Source organism: Saccharothrix sp. NPDC042600, from assembly GCF_040647305.1.
GTDB classification, from domain to species: Bacteria; Actinomycetota; Actinomycetes; order Mycobacteriales; family Pseudonocardiaceae; genus Actinosynnema; species Actinosynnema mutabilis.
Genome location: NZ_JBEZBW010000012.1, coordinates 123,765 through 141,845, shown reverse-complemented (window position 1 = coordinate 141,845; position 18,081 = coordinate 123,765). Strand labels below are relative to the sequence as shown.

At 72.2% G+C, this 18,081-nt stretch carries 15 protein-coding genes; 2 read left to right on the top strand and 13 right to left on the bottom strand.

What is annotated here, in order from left to right:
- Window positions 1-116: 116 nt before the first annotated feature.
- From AB0A74_RS11770 to AB0A74_RS11760, 3 genes are all read right to left on the bottom strand, one after another.
- Window positions 117-1,694 (bottom strand): NAD(P)/FAD-dependent oxidoreductase, encoded by a 1,578-nt coding sequence (locus AB0A74_RS11770; protein ID WP_358248786.1) that lies wholly within the window; start codon window positions 1,692-1,694, stop codon window positions 117-119.
- On the bottom strand, window positions 1,695-2,723 hold the full coding sequence (locus AB0A74_RS11765) for an NAD-dependent epimerase/dehydratase family protein (RefSeq protein WP_358248785.1): 1,029 nt from the start codon (window positions 2,721-2,723) through the stop codon (window positions 1,695-1,697).
- An 86-nt stretch (window positions 2,724-2,809) separates the two neighbouring features.
- On the bottom strand, window positions 2,810-5,152 hold the full coding sequence (locus tag AB0A74_RS11760) for a Tex family protein (protein WP_358248784.1): 2,343 nt from the start codon (window positions 5,150-5,152) through the stop codon (window positions 2,810-2,812).
- 151 nt (window positions 5,153-5,303) lie between these two features.
- On the opposite strand from AB0A74_RS11760, the gene AB0A74_RS11755 reads away from it, so the two are divergent.
- Window positions 5,304-7,487 (top strand): hypothetical protein, encoded by a 2,184-nt coding sequence (locus AB0A74_RS11755; protein ID WP_358248783.1) that lies wholly within the window; start codon window positions 5,304-5,306, stop codon window positions 7,485-7,487.
- A 43-nt stretch (window positions 7,488-7,530) separates the two neighbouring features.
- Here AB0A74_RS11755 and AB0A74_RS11750 read toward each other — a convergent pair whose 3' ends face one another.
- The 7 genes from AB0A74_RS11750 to AB0A74_RS11720 all read right to left on the bottom strand — a co-directional run bounded on the left by AB0A74_RS11750 (window position 7,531) and on the right by AB0A74_RS11720 (window position 14,135).
- Window positions 7,531-8,856 carry an LLM class flavin-dependent oxidoreductase gene (locus AB0A74_RS11750; protein ID WP_358248782.1) on the bottom strand — a complete coding sequence of 442 codons (1,326 nt, stop codon included), beginning with the start codon at window positions 8,854-8,856 and terminating at the stop codon, window positions 7,531-7,533.
- Complete coding sequence (locus AB0A74_RS11745) at window positions 8,853-9,581, bottom strand: ABC transporter ATP-binding protein (protein WP_358248781.1); 729 nt, start codon at window positions 9,579-9,581, stop codon at window positions 8,853-8,855. The genes AB0A74_RS11750 and AB0A74_RS11745 overlap by 4 nt, the downstream gene beginning before the upstream one ends.
- Entirely contained in the window at window positions 9,557-10,402 is an 846-nt protein-coding gene (locus AB0A74_RS11740) for an ABC transporter permease (RefSeq protein ID WP_358248780.1), read from the bottom strand. Before AB0A74_RS11740 ends, AB0A74_RS11745 begins: the two co-directional genes overlap by 25 nt.
- Window positions 10,399-11,457 carry an ABC transporter substrate-binding protein gene (locus AB0A74_RS11735; RefSeq protein WP_358248779.1) on the bottom strand — a complete coding sequence of 353 codons (1,059 nt, stop codon included), beginning with the start codon at window positions 11,455-11,457 and terminating at the stop codon, window positions 10,399-10,401. Before AB0A74_RS11735 ends, AB0A74_RS11740 begins: the two co-directional genes overlap by 4 nt.
- Before the next feature lie 10 nt (window positions 11,458-11,467).
- Entirely contained in the window at window positions 11,468-11,947 is a 480-nt protein-coding gene (locus tag AB0A74_RS11730) for a flavin reductase family protein (protein ID WP_358248778.1), read from the bottom strand.
- Window positions 11,947-12,903: a TauD/TfdA family dioxygenase gene (locus tag AB0A74_RS11725; RefSeq protein ID WP_358248777.1), complete on the bottom strand. Its 957-nt coding sequence runs from the start codon at window positions 12,901-12,903 to the stop codon at window positions 11,947-11,949. The genes AB0A74_RS11730 and AB0A74_RS11725 overlap by 1 nt, the downstream gene beginning before the upstream one ends.
- Before the next feature lie 89 nt (window positions 12,904-12,992).
- Window positions 12,993-14,135, bottom strand: a complete 1,143-nt coding sequence (locus tag AB0A74_RS11720) for an ROK family transcriptional regulator (RefSeq protein WP_358248776.1) — start codon at window positions 14,133-14,135, stop codon at window positions 12,993-12,995.
- 185 nt (window positions 14,136-14,320) lie between these two features.
- Between AB0A74_RS11720 and AB0A74_RS11715 the strand changes: the two genes are divergently transcribed.
- Window positions 14,321-15,124, top strand: a complete 804-nt coding sequence (locus AB0A74_RS11715) for an LLM class flavin-dependent oxidoreductase (protein WP_358248775.1) — start codon at window positions 14,321-14,323, stop codon at window positions 15,122-15,124.
- Here AB0A74_RS11715 and AB0A74_RS11710 read toward each other — a convergent pair whose 3' ends face one another.
- The 3 genes from AB0A74_RS11710 to AB0A74_RS11700 form a co-directional block, all read right to left on the bottom strand.
- Window positions 15,125-15,931 carry a HEPN domain-containing protein gene (locus AB0A74_RS11710; RefSeq protein ID WP_358248774.1) on the bottom strand — a complete coding sequence of 269 codons (807 nt, stop codon included), beginning with the start codon at window positions 15,929-15,931 and terminating at the stop codon, window positions 15,125-15,127.
- Window positions 15,932-15,942: 11 nt separating this feature from the next.
- On the bottom strand, window positions 15,943-17,142 hold the full coding sequence (locus tag AB0A74_RS11705) for a DUF262 domain-containing protein (RefSeq protein ID WP_358248773.1): 1,200 nt from the start codon (window positions 17,140-17,142) through the stop codon (window positions 15,943-15,945).
- A gap of 121 nt (window positions 17,143-17,263) precedes the next feature.
- Complete coding sequence (locus AB0A74_RS11700) at window positions 17,264-18,046, bottom strand: helix-turn-helix transcriptional regulator (RefSeq protein WP_358248772.1); 783 nt, start codon at window positions 18,044-18,046, stop codon at window positions 17,264-17,266.
- Between the last annotated feature and the right edge of the window lie 35 nt (window positions 18,047-18,081).

Genomic DNA, 18,081 nt, shown 5'->3' with positions numbered 1-18,081 from the left:
AAGAAGGGAGAAGGGTGGTTGCCTCCGGCAGGCCGTACGGGGAACGAACCGACGCCCTTCCACCCCCGGGGGCCTGCCGCGCGGCGAGCGCCGCTCTTCAGCTTTCACCATGACGGCTAGTACACGAGCTTGTGCAAGCCCCGCTGAAGCAACCGGTACCCATCCCCAGCCAACCCGTTGCGCGCCAAAGCGGCCCGAGCCGCATTGGCCCCTGCCGCCCCGTGCACCCCACCCCCGGGATGAGCCGAAGCACCCGCCAGGAACAACCGGTCCACCGGCGTGTCCGACCGCCCCAACCCGGGCACCGGCCGGAACACCAACTGCTGGTGGATGGCCGCCGTCCCCGCGTTGATCGACCCCCCGACCAGGCTCGGGTTCCCGGCCTCCAACTCCGCGGGCCCCTGAACAGACCGCTTGATGATCAGATCCCGGAACCCGGGCGCGTGCTGCTCGATCAGCTGCTCCACCCGGTCCGCCCGCCGCCGCACCCGGTCGGCCGACCAGCTCTCCCCGCGCGGCACGTGCGTGTACGCCCACGCCGCCTCCGTCCCGGCCGGTGACCGGGTCGGGTCCGCGGTCGTCATCTGGCCCATGATCACGAACGGGATCCGGGGCAGCTTGCCGACCGCGATCTCCGTGCTGGCCATCGCCAGGCCGTTGAAGTCACCGCCCACGTGGATGGTCCCGGCGCTCCTCGCCTCCGGGGCCGTCCACGGGATCGGGCCGGACAACGCCCAGTCCACCTTCACCGTGGCGTCGTCCCACTCGAAGTGCTCCAAGTCGTCCATCAGGCGCGCGGGCAGGTGATCAGCGCCCACCAGGTCCAGGTACAGCACCGGCGCCGGCACGTCGGCCAGCACCGCCTTCCGGGCGCGGACGAAACCGCCCTCCGCGTCCCGCACGCCCAGCGCCCGTCCCCGCGCGACCACGACCCCGTCCACCCGCCGGCCGCACTCCACGACGCCGCCCAGGCGCTTGACCATCGCCTCGGTGAGCTTGCCCGCCCCGCCCTCCGGCACCGGGTAGCCGACGTCCTGGCCCAGCATCGACAGCAGCCAGCCGAACGCCGTGCTCGCCGCCTGGTCCGGCCCGAGGTCGGTGTGCATCGCGTTCCCGGCCATCAGCAACGGGCCGCCCTCGCCGGCGAAGCGCTCGTTGCCGAAGGCCCGCACGGGCTGCACGAACATGCGCGCCAACCGCAGCGCCTCCGCCGGACCCAGCGCGCGCATCAGCCCGGCCGACGCCCGGACCGGCGGGAACGGCCGCATCAGGGCCTCGATCAACGCGTCGCGCACCCGTTGCCAGCGCTGGAACTCCTCGTACCAGCGGTCGCCGTCGCCCGCGCCGAACTTCTCCACCGACGCCGCCGTCCGGTCGACGTCCCGGGACAGCAGGACCGCCCGGTCGTCGGGCAGCACGTGGGCCAGCACCTCGGGGGCGTGGCGCCAGCGCAGGCCGTGGCGGTCCAGGCCCAGGCCCGCGATGACCGGTGAGGCCGCGCCCAGCGGGTAGAAGGCGCTGAACAGGTCGTTGCGGAAACCCGGCGCGGTCAGTTCGGCGGTGCGCACCGCGCCGCCCGGCTCGGCCGCGGCCTCCAGGACCGCGACCTCCCAGCCGGCGTCGGCCAGCAGGTTCGCGGCGACCAGCCCGTTCGGTCCGGACCCGATGACCACGGCATCCACGTCGTCGGCCACTCAGCCTCCTTGGCTCTGGTGCACGGGACGTCCCCACCCCAGTCTGCCCAACCGCGCACGGCCCTGCGGCGCGAGCGGCCCCCACGCGCCGCGGCCCTCGGCCACCGCGCGCACGAACTCGGCCAGGGCCGCGCGAGCGTCGTGGCGGGGTTCCCAGCCCAGCGCGCGCAGCCGGGTGGTGTCCACGATGGACGCCCGGTCGGCCAGGCGCAGCCAGCCGGGGTGCAGGGGTTGCAGGCCGAGCCGCCAGGTGGGCCAGGCCAGGGTGGTCAGGAGGCCGAACGGGACGGGCACCCGGAAGCCGCCGAACACGCGCGCGAGGTCGTCCGCGCGCAGCACCGGCTCTCCGGCGACGTTGAACGCCCCTTCGGCGCGGTGGCGCAGGAGGACGACGATGGCGCGGGCCACGTCCTCGGCGTGCACGACCTGCGCCCGCAGGCCGGACCACAGCGGCACCGGCAGCCACGGCCGGCCGAGCAGACCGGGCGGGACGAGCGGGCTGAGCGCCCAGCGGTCCAGTTCGCCGCCGGCGTCGGGCTGGACGACCGCGCACGGCCGGATGCGGGCGACGGGCGCGCCGTCGTACTGGTCGAGCAGGTGTTCCAGCCGCGCCTTCTGCAGGCTGTACGCGCTGCCCGGGACGCCCTCGCACGGCCAGGTCTCGTCCACGACGTGCGGCGCGGGCGCGTAGGCGGCGACCGAGGAGGCGACCACGACGTGCGGGACCCCGGCCGCCGCCGCGAGGACGTGCGCGCTGCCGTCGAGGTTGGTGCGCCGCATGGGCGGGTCCTCGGGGCCGGGCTGGACCGCCCACGCGAGGTGCACGACGGCGTCGGCCCCGGCGCAGGCGTCGCGCAACGCGACCTCCGCCGCCGGGGCCCCGATGTCGCAGCTCAGCCACGTCTCGCGCGGTCCGCCGGCGGCGGGTGTGCGCCGGGCGACGCACACCACGTCCGCGCCCAACTCCGCCAGGACCCGGCGCAGGGCCGTCCCCACGTTGCCGCTCGCACCCGTGACGACGACCCTCATGCCCAGCGGGGTACCCCTACTCGGCCCCGCCAAGCCCCGCGCCGGCCTCGACTACGAGGACCCGCCAAGCCCCGCTCCGCTCTCGGCTACTTGGACCCGCCAAGCCCCGCGCGCCGCAGCGCCTCGGCCATCGCGCCGTTCGCCGGCGGCCGCTCCTGCCGCTGCTGCGACCGACCACCCCGGCCACCACCGCCGCCGCCACCACCGCCACCACCGCGCGGACCACGCTGGTCACGCTGGTCACGCTGCTGCGGCCCCTTGCGCCCCGGCTCGTCCTCCAGCCGCAGGGTAAGCCCGATCCGCTTGCGCGCGATGTCCACTTCGAGCACCTTCACGCGCACCACGTCACCGGACTTCACGACATCCCGCGGGTCCTTCACGTAGGTGTTGGACAGCGCCGAGATGTGCACCAGCCCGTCCTGGTGGACGCCGATGTCCACGAACGCCCCGAACGCCGCCACGTTCGTGACGACACCCTCCAGCACCATGCCGGGCTTGAGGTCGGCGATCTTCTCCACGCCTTCGGCGAAGGTGGCCGTCTTGAACGCCGGACGCGGGTCGCGGCCCGGCTTCTCCAGCTCGCGCAGGATGTCGGTCACGGTCGGCAGGCCGAACTGCTCGTCCACGAACCGCTCGGGCCGCAGCGACTTGAGCACCTTGGTGTTGCCGATCAGTTCGGCACCGGCGGCCTCCTGGATGCGCCGCACCACCGGGTACGCCTCGGGGTGCACGGCGGACGCGTCGAGCGGGTCGTCGCCGTTGGGGATGCGCAGGAAGCCCGCGCACTGCTCGAACGCCTTCGGGCCCAGGCGCGGCACGTCCTTCAAGGCACGCCGCGTCCGGAACGGGCCGTTGGCGTCGCGGTGCTGGACGATGTTCTCCGCCAGGCCCGCGGTGATGCCCGAGACGCGGGTCAGCAGCGGCACGGACGCGGTGTTGAGGTCCACGCCCACCGCGTTCACGCAGTCCTCGACCACGGCGTCCAGCGAGCGCGACAGCTTGGCCTCGGTGATGTCGTGCTGGTACTGGCCGACGCCGATGGACTTCGGGTCGATCTTGACCAGCTCGGCCAGCGGATCCTGCAACCGGCGCGCGATGGAGACCGCGCCGCGCAGCGACACGTCCAGGCCGGGCAGCTCGGCGGAGGCGAACGCGGACGCCGAGTACACCGACGCGCCGGCCTCGGACACGACGGCCTTGGTCAGCTTCAGCTCGGGGTGCCGCTTGAGCAGGTCGGCGGCCAGCTTGTCGGTCTCGCGCGAGGCGGTGCCGTTGCCGATGGCGATCAGGTCCACGGAGTGCTTGTGCGCCAACGCGGCGAGCTTGGCGATCGACTCGTCCCACTTGTTGGCGGGCACGTGCGGGTAGATGGTGTCGGTGGCGACGACCTTGCCGGTCGCGTCGACCACGGCCACCTTCACGCCGGTGCGGAACCCGGGGTCCAGGCCCATCGTGGCGCGGGTGCCGGCGGGCGCGGCCAGCAGCAGGTCGCGCAGGTTGGACGCGAACACCTTCACGGCCTCGTCCTCGGCGAACTGCCGCAGCCGCGAGCGCAGGTCGATGCCCAGGTGCACCAGGATGCGGGTGCGCCACGCCCAGCGGACGGTGTCGGCGAGCCACTTGTCGGCCGGTCGGCCCTGGTTGTCCACGCCGAACCGGGCCGCGATGGCGACCTCGTAGCCCGACGGCTCCTCGTCCTCGTCGCCCGGGTCGAGGTGGAGGTCCAGCACCTCCTCCTTCTCGCCGCGGAACAGCGCGAGGATGCGGTGCGAGGGCAGCTTGCCGAACGGCTCGGAGAAGTCGAAGTAGTCGGAGAACTTCGCGCCCTCCTCCTCCTTGCCCTCCCGCACCTTGGACGCGACCCGACCCCGCGACCACATCCGTTCGCGCAGCTCGCCGATGAGGTCGCCGTCCTCCCCGAACCGCTCGACCAGGATCGCGCGGGCGCCCTGGAGAGCGGCGGCCACGTCCGCGACCTCCTCGGTCAGGTAGTCCTTGGCCACGACCTGCGGGTCCTGGGTGGGGTCGGCCAGCAGCCCGTCGGCCAGCGGCTCCAGCCCCTGCTCGCGGGCGATCTGCGCCTTGGTCCGCCGCTTGGGCTTGTAGGGCAGGTAGAGGTCCTCCAGGCGGGCCTTGGAGTCGGCGGCCAGGATGGCGGCCTCCAGGGCGTCGTCCAGCTTGCCCTGCGACCGGATGGACTCCAGGACGGCGGCCCGCCGCTCCTCCAGTTCCCGCAGGTAGCCCAGCCGCTCTTCCAGCGTGCGCAACTGGGCGTCGTCCAGCGCGCCGGTCGCCTCCTTGCGGTAGCGGGCGATGAACGGCACGGTCGAGCCCCCGTCGAGCAGTTCGACGGCGGCACTGACCTGTCCGGCACGCACGCCCAGCTCGTCGGCGATCCTCTGGTGGATGGCTGTGGTCACGACAGGCATTCTGCCCGGAAGCCGCCCGCGCAGGCGCTCAGGGGGCGAAGTGGGCGGGTCGGGCGAGTTCAGGACCATTCGGGTGAACGGGACGACCGGGAGGTAACGCTCGGTTGCTCCGAACGACCTAATCGGCATCTCCTGGTGAGGGGGTGACGACATGACCGTCGCACTGGACCCCGGGCGTGCGCTGGCCAAGAGGGTCGAAGCGGGCCGGACGGCGCGGTACGACGCGGCGGGCGCGACGATCCCCGCCGAGGTGCTGCGCGACGTCCTGCTGAGGACGACCGGCGGTCCGCGCATGCTGTTCCTGAGGAACGCCGAGGTGACCGGTGAACTCGACCTGGAAGCGGGCACCGTGCGGTTCCCGGTGACCTTCGACCACTGCGTCTTCACCGCCGTGCCCAACGTCGAGCAGGCGCGGGTGTCCGCCCTCTACCTGACCGGGTGCCGCCTGCCCGGCCTGCGCGGCTCGCAACTGGCGGTGGACACCAACCTGATGCTGACCGACTGCACGGTCTCGGGGAAGGTGAGCCTGACGGCCGCGGCGGTCAAGGGCCACTTCCGGGTGGTCGGGACCCGGCTGGTCAACCGGGAGGGCGTCGCGCTCAACGCGGACGGCATGGCCGTCGACCAGAACGTCAAGTTCGCCGGGGGTTTCGTCGCGGCGGGACGGGTGTCCATGGTCGGCGCCCGCATCGGCGGCCAGTTCGACTGCTCCGGCGCCACGTTCGACAACCCCGGCCGGACCGCCTTGGAGTTGAGCGGGCTGCGCGTGCGCGAGCAGACCTTCTGGTGCGACGACTTCCGCGTGCGGGGCACGGTGAGCCTGCGCCGGGCGCAGTTGGCCGGCGGGCTCGACTGCTCCGGCGCGGTGCTCTCGACGGGCGAGGGTGACGCGCTGCGTGCCGAGCGGCTCGTGGTGGGCAGCGACGTGCGGTTCTCCGGCGCGGTGGTCGAGGGCCGCGTGGACCTCACCGGCTGCGACGTGGGCGGGACGCTGGACCTGACCGGCGGCCGGTTCGTCGACCCGGGACGCACCGCGCTCGACCTGGCCCGCGCGCAGGTGAGGCAGAACCTGTTGTGCCGCAGCGGTTTCGTCGCGGAGGGCAAGGTGCTGCTCGCGGGCGCCGAGATCAGCGGGAACCTGTGGTGCGAGGGCGGGCGCTTCGACAACAGCACGGCCGCGGCGCTGGACGCGCCCGGTCTCATCGTGCACCGGGACGTGCGATTGGCCGACCAGCCCTCCGCGTCGGGCACCGGCCGGGAGTGCTTCCACGCCGTGGGCGCGGTGGTGCTCAGCGGTGCCACGGTGGACGGCAGCCTGGACTGCGCGGGCGGCCGGTTCGGCAACGCGGGCGCGGTCTCGCTGCTGGCCGTCGGCATGAAGGTGAAGCGGGACATGGTGCTCGCCGAGGGCTTCGTCGCCGACGGGACGGTGGACCTCGGTGGGACCGAGGTGGGCGGCAGCCTGGACTGCCGCGGCGGCCGGTTCACCGCCCGCGACGAGGCGCTGGTCGCCGACCGCGTGCAGATCGGGCACTCCGGCGAGTTCGACCGGATCCACGCGGAGGGTCCCGTGCGCATGCGGGGGATGACGGTGACCGGGAACCTGAGCTTCGCCGATTCGGTGATCACCGCGGGCGGGCGGTCGTTGACGATCAAGGGCACGGAGATCCGCGGTCGGCTGCGGCTGGGGTTCGCGTCCAGGATCAACTCCGTCGACCTGCGGTACGTCACGGTGGCGCAACTCGACGACCGGAACACCGTGTGGCCGGTCGAGGTCCGGCTGGAGGAGTTCGACTACAAGGCGTTGTACGAGGATCCGAACCTGCCGGAGCGGCTCGCGTGCCTGCGCCGCAACCACCTGTTCGCGCCGCAGGTCTACCTGCAACTGGCCCGGGTCTACGAGTCGGCGGGCAAGTACGACTTCGCCAAGCGGGTCCTGATCGCCGGTGAGGACGCGCGGTGGCGGTCCACCGCCGGGGTTCGGCGGGTTCGGGATCGGGTCATCGGGTTCCTGCTCAAGTGCACCGTCGGCTACGGGTACCGGCCGTTGCGGGTGCTCTACTGGATCGCCGCCCTCCTCCTGGTCGGCACCGCGGTCTTCGCGTGGCTCGGTGAGGCGGGGTTCCGGCAGGTCAAGGTGGACGGTGAGCTGGTGTTCCACCCGCTGCTCTACACCCTGGACCTGTTGCTGCCGGTGGTGAGCCTGAAACAGCGGGACTTCTGGATCGCCGAGGGGTGGGCGTTGACGTTCTCCACCGTGTTCACGGTCCTGGGCTGGGTCCTGGCCATCTGTCTCGTCACCGGGCTCGGCAAGGCGTTCAAGCGGGAGTTGTAGGGTCGCCTCTCCACCCGCCGAGGTGGGTGGAGAGGCGGGTGGTTCACGCGGTGGCCGGTGTGAACTGGTTGGCCGGTCGGGGTAGGCCGTAGTGGTCGCGCAGGGTGGTGCCCGTGTAGTCCGTGCGGAACAGGCCGCGTTGTCGCAGGATCGGCACCACCTCCGTGGCGAACAGTTCCAGGCCCGACGGCAGCACGGCGGGCATGATGTTGAAGCCGTCCGCCGCGCCCTCGCGGAACCAGTGTTCGATGGTGTCCGCGACCTGCTCGGGCGTGCCCGCGAACGTCTTGTGCCCGCGCCCGCCGCCCAGGCGGCCGATCAGCGCCCGCACGGTCAGGTCCTCCCGGCGCGCCAGTTCCACGATCAGCGTGTACCGGGACTTCGCGCCCTCGATCTCGTCCTCCGTCGGCAGGTCGGCCGGCAGCGGGCGGTCCAGGTGCAGGTCCGTCGGGGCCACCCGCAGCGTCTTGGCCAGCTGCTCGCGGGCGTACTCGGGCACGATCAGGCGGTCCAGTTCCGCGTCGAACGCCAGCGCCTCGGCTTCCGTCGCACCGATCACCGGGACCAGGCCCGGCAGCACCTTCACGTGGTCGGGGTCGCGGCCCTCCGCCCGCGCGCGGTCCTTGATGTCGGCGTAGAAAGCCTTCGCCTCGGCCAACGTCTGCTGCGCCGTGAAGACCGCCTCGGCGTGCTTCGCGGCGAAACCCTTGCCGTCCTCCGACGAACCCGCCTGCACCAGCACCGGGTACGCCTGCGGCGAGCGCGGCACGTTCAGCGGGCCCCGGACCCGGAAGTACCGGCCCTCGTGGTCGATCGGGTGGACCCGGGAGTCCTCGGCGTGCACGCCGCGCTCCTTGTCCGCCACGATCGCGTCGTCCTCCCACGAGTCCCACAGCTTCTTGGCCACGCGCAGGAACTCGTCCGCCCGCTCGTACCGGTCGAAGTGCGCGGGCTGGGCCTCCAGGCCGAAGTTGCGGGCGGCGTCGTCACCGGCCGTCGTCACGATGTTCCAGCCGGCCCGGCCGCCGGAGACGTGGTCCAGCGAGGCGAACCGCCGCGCCAGGTTGAACGGGTCGTTGTAGGTGGTGGACGCGGTCGCGATCAGGCCGATCCGGGACGTGGCGCGGGCCAGCGCGGTGAGCAGGACCGTCGGCTCCAGCTTGCCCGACGGCCGCCGCCCCACCTGCCCCCACAGCACCGGCGAGTCGGCCAGGAACACCGAGTCGAACTTCGCCGCCTCCGCGATCCGCGCCAGCCGCTCGTGGTAGGCGATGCTCAGGTGCCCGTGCGGGTCGCTGTCCGGCAGCCGCCAGGACGCCTCGTGGTGCCCGGTGTCGTGCAGGAACAGGTTGAGGTGCAGTTCGGTCACGGGGTGGCTCCTTCGGTGATCCCCAGCGCGTGCAGCAGGCGGTCGCGGTGGGACTGGAACAGCGGGTCGCGGTGGGACCGGGGTTCGGGCAGCTCGACGCGGACGTCCAGCCCGATCCGGCCCCGCTCCAGCACCACGACCCGGTCGGCGAGCGTCACGGCCTCGTCCACGTCGTGGGTGACGAGCAGGACCGCGGGGCGGTGCCGCGCGCACAGCTCGCGCAGCAGGTCGTGCATCCTGATGCGGGTCAACGCGTCCAGCGCGCCGAACGGCTCGTCGGCCAGCAGCAGCGCGGGTTCGCGCACCAGGCACCGGGCCAGCGCCACGCGTTGCTGCTCGCCGCCGGACAGCTCGCTGGGCCACGCCCGCTCCCGGCCCTCCAGCCCGACCTCGGCCAGCGCGCGCCGGCCGCGGTCGCGCGCGCCGGACAGGCCGAGCACCACGTTGTCCAGCACCCGAAGCCACGGCAGCAGCCGCGAGTCCTGGAACGCCACCGCGACCTCGTGCGGCACCCGCAGCTCGCCGCCGCCCTCGACGTCGTGGTCCAGCCCGGCCAACGCCCGCAGCAGCGTGGACTTGCCCGAACCGCTGCGCCCCAGCAGGGCCACGAACTCGCCGGGCGCCACGGTCAGGTCGAGGTGGTCGAGCACGACCCGGTCGCCGAAGCGCCGCACCAGGTCCCGGACCTCGACCGCGCCGGTCAACCGCCCAACGTCCGCCGCCACGACAGGACCCTCCTCTCCACCAGCCGCAGCAGGGCGTCGGAGACGAACCCGAACAGCCCGTACACCACCAGCCCGACCACGATCACGTCGCTCTGCCCGTAGTTCTGCGCCTGGAACATCAGGTAGCCGATCCCGCTGGTGGCGTTGATCTGCTCCAGCACGATCAGGAACAGCCACGACCCGGTCACGCCCAGCCGCAGCCCGACGAAGAACCCGGGCAGCGCGCCGGGGAACACCACCTTGCGCACGAACCGCCCGCGGCTCAGCCCCACCACCTCGGCCAGTTCGACGTACCGCTGGTCGATGCCGGTCAGCGACGCGTGGGTCTGGATGTAGAGGGTGACCGCCACGCCGATCGCGATGACGATGACCTTGAAGCCCTCGCCGATGCCCAGCCACAGGATCAGCAGCGGGATCAGGCCCAGTGACGGGATCGCCCGCTTGACCTGCACCGTGCCGTCGATCAACGCCTCGCCGACCCGGCTCAACCCGGCCGCGACGGCCAGCGCCGTGCCGACGACCGCCCCGAGCAGGAAGCCCAGACCCGCCCGCCGCAACGACGTCAGCACGCTGTCCGGCAGCTTCCCGTTGGCCACCAGCTCCGCGCCGGTCTCGACCACCGTCCACGGCGCGGACAGCAGGCGCGGGTCCAGCCAGCCCGACGCCGACGCGACGCTCCACACGGCGATCACCAGCAGGGGACCGGCGGCACGGCCGTAGGGGATGGCCTTCCCGGGCCGCAGGCGGCGTCGGCGCGGCGCGGTCGGCGCGGACCGGACGACGGGGGCGCGCCGGGTCGGCGGCGCGAGGGTCTGCGTCATGGCTTGCTCCGGTAGGTGGCGGGGACGGACTGGGCGGCGACGCCCTCGAGGCGGCGGTCGAACAGGTCGGCGACCTCGACCGGCGCGGTGAAGCCGCCCCGCGCCAGCAGCTCGGCCGTCTCCCGCTCCCACTCGACGGCCCGGTCCCAGCTCTCCGGGAAGTACGGGCGCGGGTGCGACTTGACGATCCGGTCGCCGTCGGCGGCGGTGACGTTCTGGTCCTTGACGTAGTAGTGGTCGATCCACTGCTCGGGGTGCTCCCACGCCCACACCTGGCCCTGCGCCCAGAACGGGATGAACGCGCGGATGGCGGCGGCCTTCGCCGGGTCCTGCAACACCGCCACCGGCGCCCACAGGACGGTGAGCAGGTCCACGGCGCTCATGTCGATGACGCGCGCGCCGTCCTTCCCGTACTGGCCGATGTACTTGGTCGTGCTGGGCTCGGCGAGCACGGCCACGTCCACCTGCCGTGATTGCAGGGCGGTGAGGAACTGCGGGCTGGTCAGGGCGACCAGTTCGACGTCGTCGTTGGACCAGCCCAGCTCCTTGATCGTGCGCAGCACGAGCACGCCCTGGGCCTGGCCCTGCGAGAAGGCGATCTTCTTGCCCTTGAAGTCCCGCACCGACGCGATGTCCGTGCCGGGCGCGGTGGCGAACTGGTAGGTCGGCGTCTCGCGGTGCGCCACCGCGACGATCCGGGCGTCGAACCCCATGGCGGCGGCCTGGAGGGGCGGGATGCCGGCGTTGGCCGCGAGGTCCACCGACCCGGCGCGGAACGCCTGGATGACGTCCGGACCGGCGGTGACGTTGGGCCACTCCGGCACCTCGAACGGCAGTTTCGCCAGCTCGCCGGAGACTTCGAGCTGCTTGAGCGTGGTGCGGATGGAGATGGTGAGCCGGGTGCCGGGCGGGATCGCCGTGGGCAGCGGCCCGGCGGGCGCCGGACCGCTCGCGCCGCCCGCGGGCGCGCAGCCCACGACGCCGAGCGCCCCCACGCCCACCAGGCCGGCCAGGAACGAGCGCCGGCGCGGGGCCGACGTGGATGGCTGTGTCATCAGGGGTTTCCTAGATCGTGTGGTAGCGGCCGTCGTGGTAGAGCAGGGGAGGGACGTCGTCGCGCAGCGCGGTCTCCACCACGCGCGCCAGGACCAGGTGGTGGTCGCCCACCGGCAGCCGGGACTCGACCTCGGCGCGCAGCCACCCGGCCACGCCGTCGAGGACCGGTTCGCCGCCCGCGAGCCTGCGCCACCTCGTCGGGGCGGCGAACCGGTCGAGGCCGCTCGTGGCGAAGCGCCGGGCGAGGTCTTCCTGGTGCGCGCCCAGGAAGTGCACGACGACACCGCGCGCGTCGCGCACGTGCGGCCAGCTGGAGGACCCCGTCGAGACGCCGAAGGACACCAGCGGCGGCTCGGCGCAGACCGAGGTCAACGACGTGGCGGTGAAGCCGACCGGGCCGTGCTCGGCGTCGGTGGTGATCACGACGACCCCGGCCGGGTGGCGCCGGAACGCCGCCCGGAACGCCGACGACGGCAGCACGGCGGTCATCAGTCCACCTTGACGGTGTGCTCGGCGGTGAACGGCGCGCCCGCCACCAGCTCCGACTCGCGCCCGTCCGGGCCCACCGGCACGTCGCCGACCAGCGTCACCCGGTGCAGGCGGCGCTCGACGTCGAGGTGGTCCAGGTCGTTCGGCGCGAGGTGGGCGGTGGCGCGGTTGTCCCAGAACGCCACGCTGCCCGGCTCCCAGCGGAACCGCACGGTGTACTCCGGGCGGGTGATCTCGGCGTAGAGCAGGTCCAGGACCGCCCTGGACTCGCGCGGCGACAGGTCCACGACGTGGCTGGTGAAGCCGGGGTTGACGAACAGGGCCTTCTCGCCGGTCTCCGGGTGCACGCGGACCACCGGGTGCACCGCCACCAACAGGTTGTCGTTGACCCGCTTGGCGTACGCGCCGTCGCCCTGGCCGTGCGCGCCGCCGTACCGGTGCTCGGCGCGCAGGCCGTCCACGAACGACTTGAGCGGGGCGGACAGACCCTCGTAGGCCGCGACCAGGTTGGTCCACGTCGTGTCGCCGCCGCGCTCGGGCACCGTCTCGGCGCGCAGGATCGAGCCGGCCGGCGGGTTCACCGCGGGCGTGACGTCGGTGTGCCAGCCGGAGAAGTAGCTGTACCGGCGGCGCCGGACCTGCTGCTTGAAGTCCGCGCCGTAGCGCTCCTCGTAGCGGCGCGGGTCGATGGTGAAGATCTCCGGGAAACCGCCGGGAGGGGCGTCGTCGTGCGGGTGCGCGTAGGTCAGTTCGCCGAACTGGCGGCCGAATGCGATCTGGCTCGCGTGGTCCAGCGACTGGTCGCGGAAGAATAGCACCTTGTACTCGTTGAGCGCGTTTTTCACCAGGTCCAGCGCGGCGGCGTCCAGGGGGCGGGAAATGTCGATTCCCGAGATGTCCGCACCGATGTGACCTGCTACGGGACGCACCGAAATCTTGTTGAGGGTAGCCGTCATCGCTTTCTCCTTGCGGGGTTCGAGTGCTTACCCGAACAGCTTCGCCGAGGCTCGGGCGGCGGTCAATTTTGCGATTTCGGAAATTAACTTCAGGCGCACAGGTCGAGCGGGCTGCCGTAAATGGCGTCCAGCACGACCGAACCGGCGGCCACGCTCAGCACGTCCTGGCCGAAACTGGTCGGCACGACCGCGGCGGCCCGGTCGCCGACCTGCGCGCGCACCTCGGCCAGGCACTCCGGCACGTGCACGACGCCGGCCTCGGCGACCACCAGCACCTCGGGGTTGATCACGTCGAGCAGCAGCCCGGCGGCCCGGCCCACGTGCCGCGCCCGTTCCCGCAGCAGGGCCACGGCGGCGGCGTCGCGCGCGCGGGCGCGGTCGAGCAGCAGCGGCAGGGACGGTTCGGGGATCAGGCCCGCGTCCGCCGCCCGTTCGGCGACCGCCCGGTCGGACACCGTGGCCTGGAAGCAACCCCGCCGGCCGCACGGGCACGACGCGGTGCTGTCCTCCAGGCGCAGGTGCGCCACGTCGCCGGACGCCGAGCGCGGCCCGTGGTGCACCGCGCCGCCGGTCGCGATCGCCGCGTCCACCACGTTGCCCACGAACAGGTGCACCATGCTGGACCGGGTCCGCTGGTCGCCGAAAAGCTGCTCGGCGCGGGCCAGCGCGCGGCCGTGGCTCTCCACGTGCACCGGCAGTCCCAAGGGGCGCAACGCTTCCCGCGCCGGCACGTCCCGCCAGCCCAGTTGGCTGTGCCGCACGACGACCCCGCGCTCGGGGTCCACCCAGCCGCCCGTGGCCAGCCCGACGCCCAGCGGCGTGCGGCCGGCCCCGGTGCGCTCCAGGAAGGCCGGGAACCGGGCCAGGACGCGCTCGAACACGGCCTCGGGCGTGCGCGCCCGGTGCGGCTCACGTTCCTGGTGCAGCACCCGGCCGCGCAGGTCCACCAGGGACAACGTCGTGTGCGGCACGGCGATGTGCACACCGCACACCGCGTACCGGTCCACGTCGATGTCCACCGGCACGTGCGGCCGGCCGACGGTCGCGCGCGGCACGCGCCGCTCGTCGACCTCGCGCACCAGCCCGAGGTCGGCGAGTTCGGCGTACTGGCGGGTGACCGCGGCCGGGGACAGGCCGGTCAGCCGCGCGATCGTGCTGCGCGCGACCGGGCCGTGGTCCAGCACCGAGCGCAGGACGGTCGCGGCGGTCGCGCTCCGGCGGCGGGTCTGCATGGGTGTCCTCCCGTGCTGATGTCCGAAGTGGACTGATCAGGCGGGGGTGGCACACAGCGCGCTCGCCTGCCGTCGGAAGTCGACGTGGCGGCGCGAGCTCAACGCGGCGGCCTGGGACATGGCCCGATGCTGGCACCCCGGCTCGGCGCCGGCCAAGGGCGTTCGGATCGTGGGAAGGTGTGGTCATGCGTTGCGGGATCGTGTTGCCGTTCTTCGACGCCGCCGACGTGGCGGAGTGCGCCGCGCGGGCGGAGGCCACCGGGTGGGACGGGGTGTTCCTCGCCGAGTCGGTGTGGGGCGTGGACGCGTGGGTCGCGCTGACGGCCGCGGCCATGCGGACGTCGAAACTGGTGCTGGGCACCATGTTGACGCCGCTGCCCCGGGTCAAGCCGTGGGACCTGGCGTCCAAGGTGGGCACGCTGGACCGGTTGTCCGGCGGGCGGGTGCGGCTGGCCGTGGGGTTGGGCGCACCGCACCCCGGGTGGACCGCGTTCGAACCCGACCAGGGGCGCGCGGAACGGGCGTTGCTGCTGGAGGAAGGCCTCGCGGTGTACGACGGGTTGATGCGCGGGCAGCCGTTCTCGTTCTCCGGCAAGCGCTACTCGGTCGGCCCGACCGACTTCTTCCCCCCGCCGCCGCCCGTGCAGCGCCCCCGCGTGCCGGTGTGGGTGGTGGGCGCGCACCCGCGCCGGGTGTCGCTGCGGCGGGCGGCGCGGTGGGACGGGTTGCTGCCCAACGTCGTCGCGCCCGGCGCGGAGGCGCGGGGCCCGGCGAGCCCGGAGGAACTGGCGGAGGTCGTCGCGGTGGTCCGGTCGCTGCGGGAGGCCGAAGGCCTGCCGTGGGAGGGTTACGACGTGGTGGCGGAGGGCGTGAGCCCGGCCGACCTCGACGCGTGGGCGCAGGCCGGCGCGACGTGGTGGATCGAATCGGACTGGGAGTCCCCCGCGACGAAGATCCGCGCCCGCGTCGCCGAGGGCCCGCCGCGGTGATCACCCGCCCGAGTTCACCGAGGGCCGGGGCACCTCCACCAGATCCGCGATGACACCCGAGAGCACCTTGAGGAACTCGGACGCCTCTAGCACCTTGTCAGGTCCGGGGAACACGTTCGCACCGGTCGGGTGGGCAATGCCGTTGCGGTCCTTCATCAGGGCTTCCAGGCGCGCTTTGGCTTCGTTCGTGCACTCGGTGTCGGCGATCTTGGCCAAGTGGGCCTTCAACCGTGACTGCTTCCCCAGTTCCTTCCAGACGTCCGTGATGTCCACACGTCGGAGGACCTCGGCCAGCGTGGCGGGGTTCATGTTGGTCTCGGTGATCGACAGCACACGAGAGGAGATCGAGACTCCCTCGACGTCATTGCTGCCCGTCAGGTTCTCGGCGAGCCCGATCACCAGCTGCTCGGCCTCGGTGGAGCTGTAACCGAAGCGGCTGGGGTTCTGCGCGACCTCGAGTGTCTTGACCCGGAGTTCGTTGCGCAGGCGGTCGGGAAGGGCGTGGTAGGTGGACGCCTTGGCCGCCATGTCGTCGGCCAAGGCAACGACCAGTTCCCGGACGAAGTGCTCGAAGCGGCCACATATGTAGAGGAGGATCGATCCCGACAGCACCGGTAAGTCCGTGCGGACGTGTGGCGCGGCATCGGCGAGGTCCGCCGCTTCCGACCAGGCGACGGTGCCTTCGCGGATCTCAGCGGGCACGTCGCTCCCGGCGAAGCGACGGAACTCCTTGATGAGTCTCAGCAGGTGGTTCGCCCGCTGCAGGTCTGCGTGGAACTGGTCCAGCGCCAAGGTTGCGGAGGACATGGGGCGCTCAGTCATCCCCTCGCATGGAGGATCTCGTCGGCGAGTTCGACTCGCTCGTGGATCGCGTTGATCGTGTTTCCCCGGCCGACGAGGACGTCGTACTTCGCCTCATCGTCCAAGGCGGACTTGAGTGCCGCGCGGATGCTGTCCGCCCGGTTCTCGATGTCGATGTCCGGATTTCGACTCAAGGCGATCATGAGCGCGTCGTAGAGCGGTCGGCTGAGGCGCTTGGACGTGAGCCGGAACGTCATGTCGCCGAACACCGCACGAAGTCGGCTCAGGCACGTGATGAACTGCTCTTCCATGGCCTGGGACTCATTGTCGTCGAGCATCGCGTGCTTTTCCATGTAGCTGTCGAGGATCGACCGCAGCGAGCCCTGCTTGCCGGTGACGATGGCATTCCGGAGCGCGAAGAACCGCAGGACCAGTTCAGCGTCGGCCAATGAGGAGTAGAGCGGGTTGCGCAGCAGCTCCTCGGTCGGTTCCCGCTCTTCACCGGCTACCTGCGGCGGGATTCCCCAGGTTTCGGTGAACGCGGCGGAACGGGCGAGTTTGATCAGCAAGGCGTTGAAGGTGCCCGGGTAGAGGGCGTTCCGGAGTTCCTGCGGGTTCAACCGCGTGCCGCCGGTGTTGAGCCGGTCGAAGAGGACGCGGCGGACGTCGAGGCCGTCTTCCGCTGTCTCTTTGGTTTCCGCCAACAGCACGACGGCAGGCAGGCTCCGGCGCAGGAGGCCCTTCTGGAGCACCTTGGGCAACTTGCTGAAGCGCAGGCGGTTGAGTTCCGGCCAGTATTCGAGGCCGCTCAACGCGTACTCGTCGCCGAGGAAGGCGCTGATCGCTTCCAGGCGCTGGCGGCCGTCGATCACCTCGTACTCGTTGTAATCCCGTTCGAACAGGAAAATGGGCGGCACCGGGATGTTGAGCAGGAACGACTCGATGAGCAGCGACTTCTTCTTGTTGGACCAGCGGAGCCGTCGCTGGTAGGCGGGTGCCGTGTCGATCAGCTCTTTACCGGGTTGCAGGGCATGGCGCAGGTAGTCGAGTTGGTAGTCCTTGGTCTCCCGGACGACTCGGAGCTGGCTGATCGCGTACTTCTTGCCCGGATCGGTTTGATCGGCGTCATGGAGGCGCTCGCCCGGCTCGGTCTCACTCTCCTGCTCGAACCACTGCTCGACATCTTCGGCAGCGATGCCGACGCGGGTTTCGCTCATTGCGCGAGTGTAGCGGCCGGTGTTCTGCCTCGAAGCAACCGCAGAAAAGTGAGGACTCCTCGACCGGGATCGGCGGCCCAATCTGCACGACTCCGGCGAACGGGGCAATTTTGTCGGCGATTTACCGCATAATTGCGGCCGAGGGCGCGTAGGCGGTCGGGGTGGTGCCGGTCAGGGTGCGGAAGTCGCGGTTGAGGTGGGACTGGTCGGTGTAGCCGCAGCGGGCCGCGACCTCCGCCGGTGGGGTGGTGGGCAGGAGGCTCGCCGCGTGGTGCAGGCGCAGGACGCGGGCCGTGGTCTTCGGGGGCAGGCCCAGGTCGTGGCGGAACCGGCGGACCAGGTGTTGGCGGGTCCAGCCCAGTTCCGCCGCCAGCGCCTCGACGCGCAGCGTGCCGCGGGTGGCGGTGAGGCGCTGCCAGGCGTGGGCCACGCGCGGGTCCAGGCGTGGGCCGGTGCGCAGGCGGCGGGCCAGGCGGTGGTCCAGGGTGGTCCAGCGGTGCGGCCACGTGCGCAGGTCGGCCAGGCGTTCGGGCAGGTGGGTGGTCAGCGCGTCGGTCAGGGCGACCGTGGCGTTGGCGAACTCGTGCAGCGGCCCCAGCAGCGCGTAGGCGGCCGGCGGCGACAACGCGACGGTCACGCCCAGCGCGCGGCCGGACTGCACGGCGGTCAGCGGGCGGTCGCGCGGGCCGATGATCGGCGACGGCGGGAGGCCCGCGCGGTCCGGCGTGATCAGGTCGAGGGTCACGGTCACCGCGGCCAACGGGGTGACCGTCCAGCTCTGCGGGTCGGTGGTGGTGTCGTGGGCGCTGTAGGACAGGACGCCCGGCACTCCCGGCCGGCCGAACACGAGCGGGTCGGCGCGGGCGATGTCGCGCCGCGGTGCGACGAGCGACCAGGCCGACATGGGCGCGAGTTTACTTTCGTCCAATACGGCCGCGC

Bases quoted from the DNA above. Each gene is read 5' to 3' on its own strand.
- AB0A74_RS11765 (WP_358248785.1), bottom strand. From the start codon at position 2,723: ATGAGGGTCGTCGTCACGGGTGCGAGCGGCAACGTGGGGACGGCCCTG.
- AB0A74_RS11760 (WP_358248784.1), bottom strand. From the start codon at position 5,152: ATGCCTGTCGTGACCACAGCCATCCACCAGAGGATCGCCGACGAGCTG.
- AB0A74_RS11755 (WP_358248783.1), top strand. From the start codon at position 5,304: ATGACCGTCGCACTGGACCCCGGGCGTGCGCTGGCCAAGAGGGTCGAA.
- AB0A74_RS11740 (WP_358248780.1), bottom strand. From the start codon at position 10,402: ATGACGCAGACCCTCGCGCCGCCGACCCGGCGCGCCCCCGTCGTCCGG.
- AB0A74_RS11735 (WP_358248779.1), bottom strand. From the start codon at position 11,457: ATGACACAGCCATCCACGTCGGCCCCGCGCCGGCGCTCGTTCCTGGCC.
- AB0A74_RS11730 (WP_358248778.1), bottom strand. From the start codon at position 11,947: ATGACCGCCGTGCTGCCGTCGTCGGCGTTCCGGGCGGCGTTCCGGCGC.
- AB0A74_RS11725 (WP_358248777.1), bottom strand. From the start codon at position 12,903: ATGACGGCTACCCTCAACAAGATTTCGGTGCGTCCCGTAGCAGGTCAC.
- AB0A74_RS11720 (WP_358248776.1), bottom strand. From the start codon at position 14,135: ATGCAGACCCGCCGCCGGAGCGCGACCGCCGCGACCGTCCTGCGCTCG.
- AB0A74_RS11715 (WP_358248775.1), top strand. From the start codon at position 14,321: ATGCGTTGCGGGATCGTGTTGCCGTTCTTCGACGCCGCCGACGTGGCG.
- AB0A74_RS11710 (WP_358248774.1), bottom strand. From the start codon at position 15,931: ATGTCCTCCGCAACCTTGGCGCTGGACCAGTTCCACGCAGACCTGCAG.
- AB0A74_RS11705 (WP_358248773.1), bottom strand. From the start codon at position 17,142: ATGAGCGAAACCCGCGTCGGCATCGCTGCCGAAGATGTCGAGCAGTGG.
- AB0A74_RS11700 (WP_358248772.1), bottom strand. From the start codon at position 18,046: ATGTCGGCCTGGTCGCTCGTCGCACCGCGGCGCGACATCGCCCGCGCC.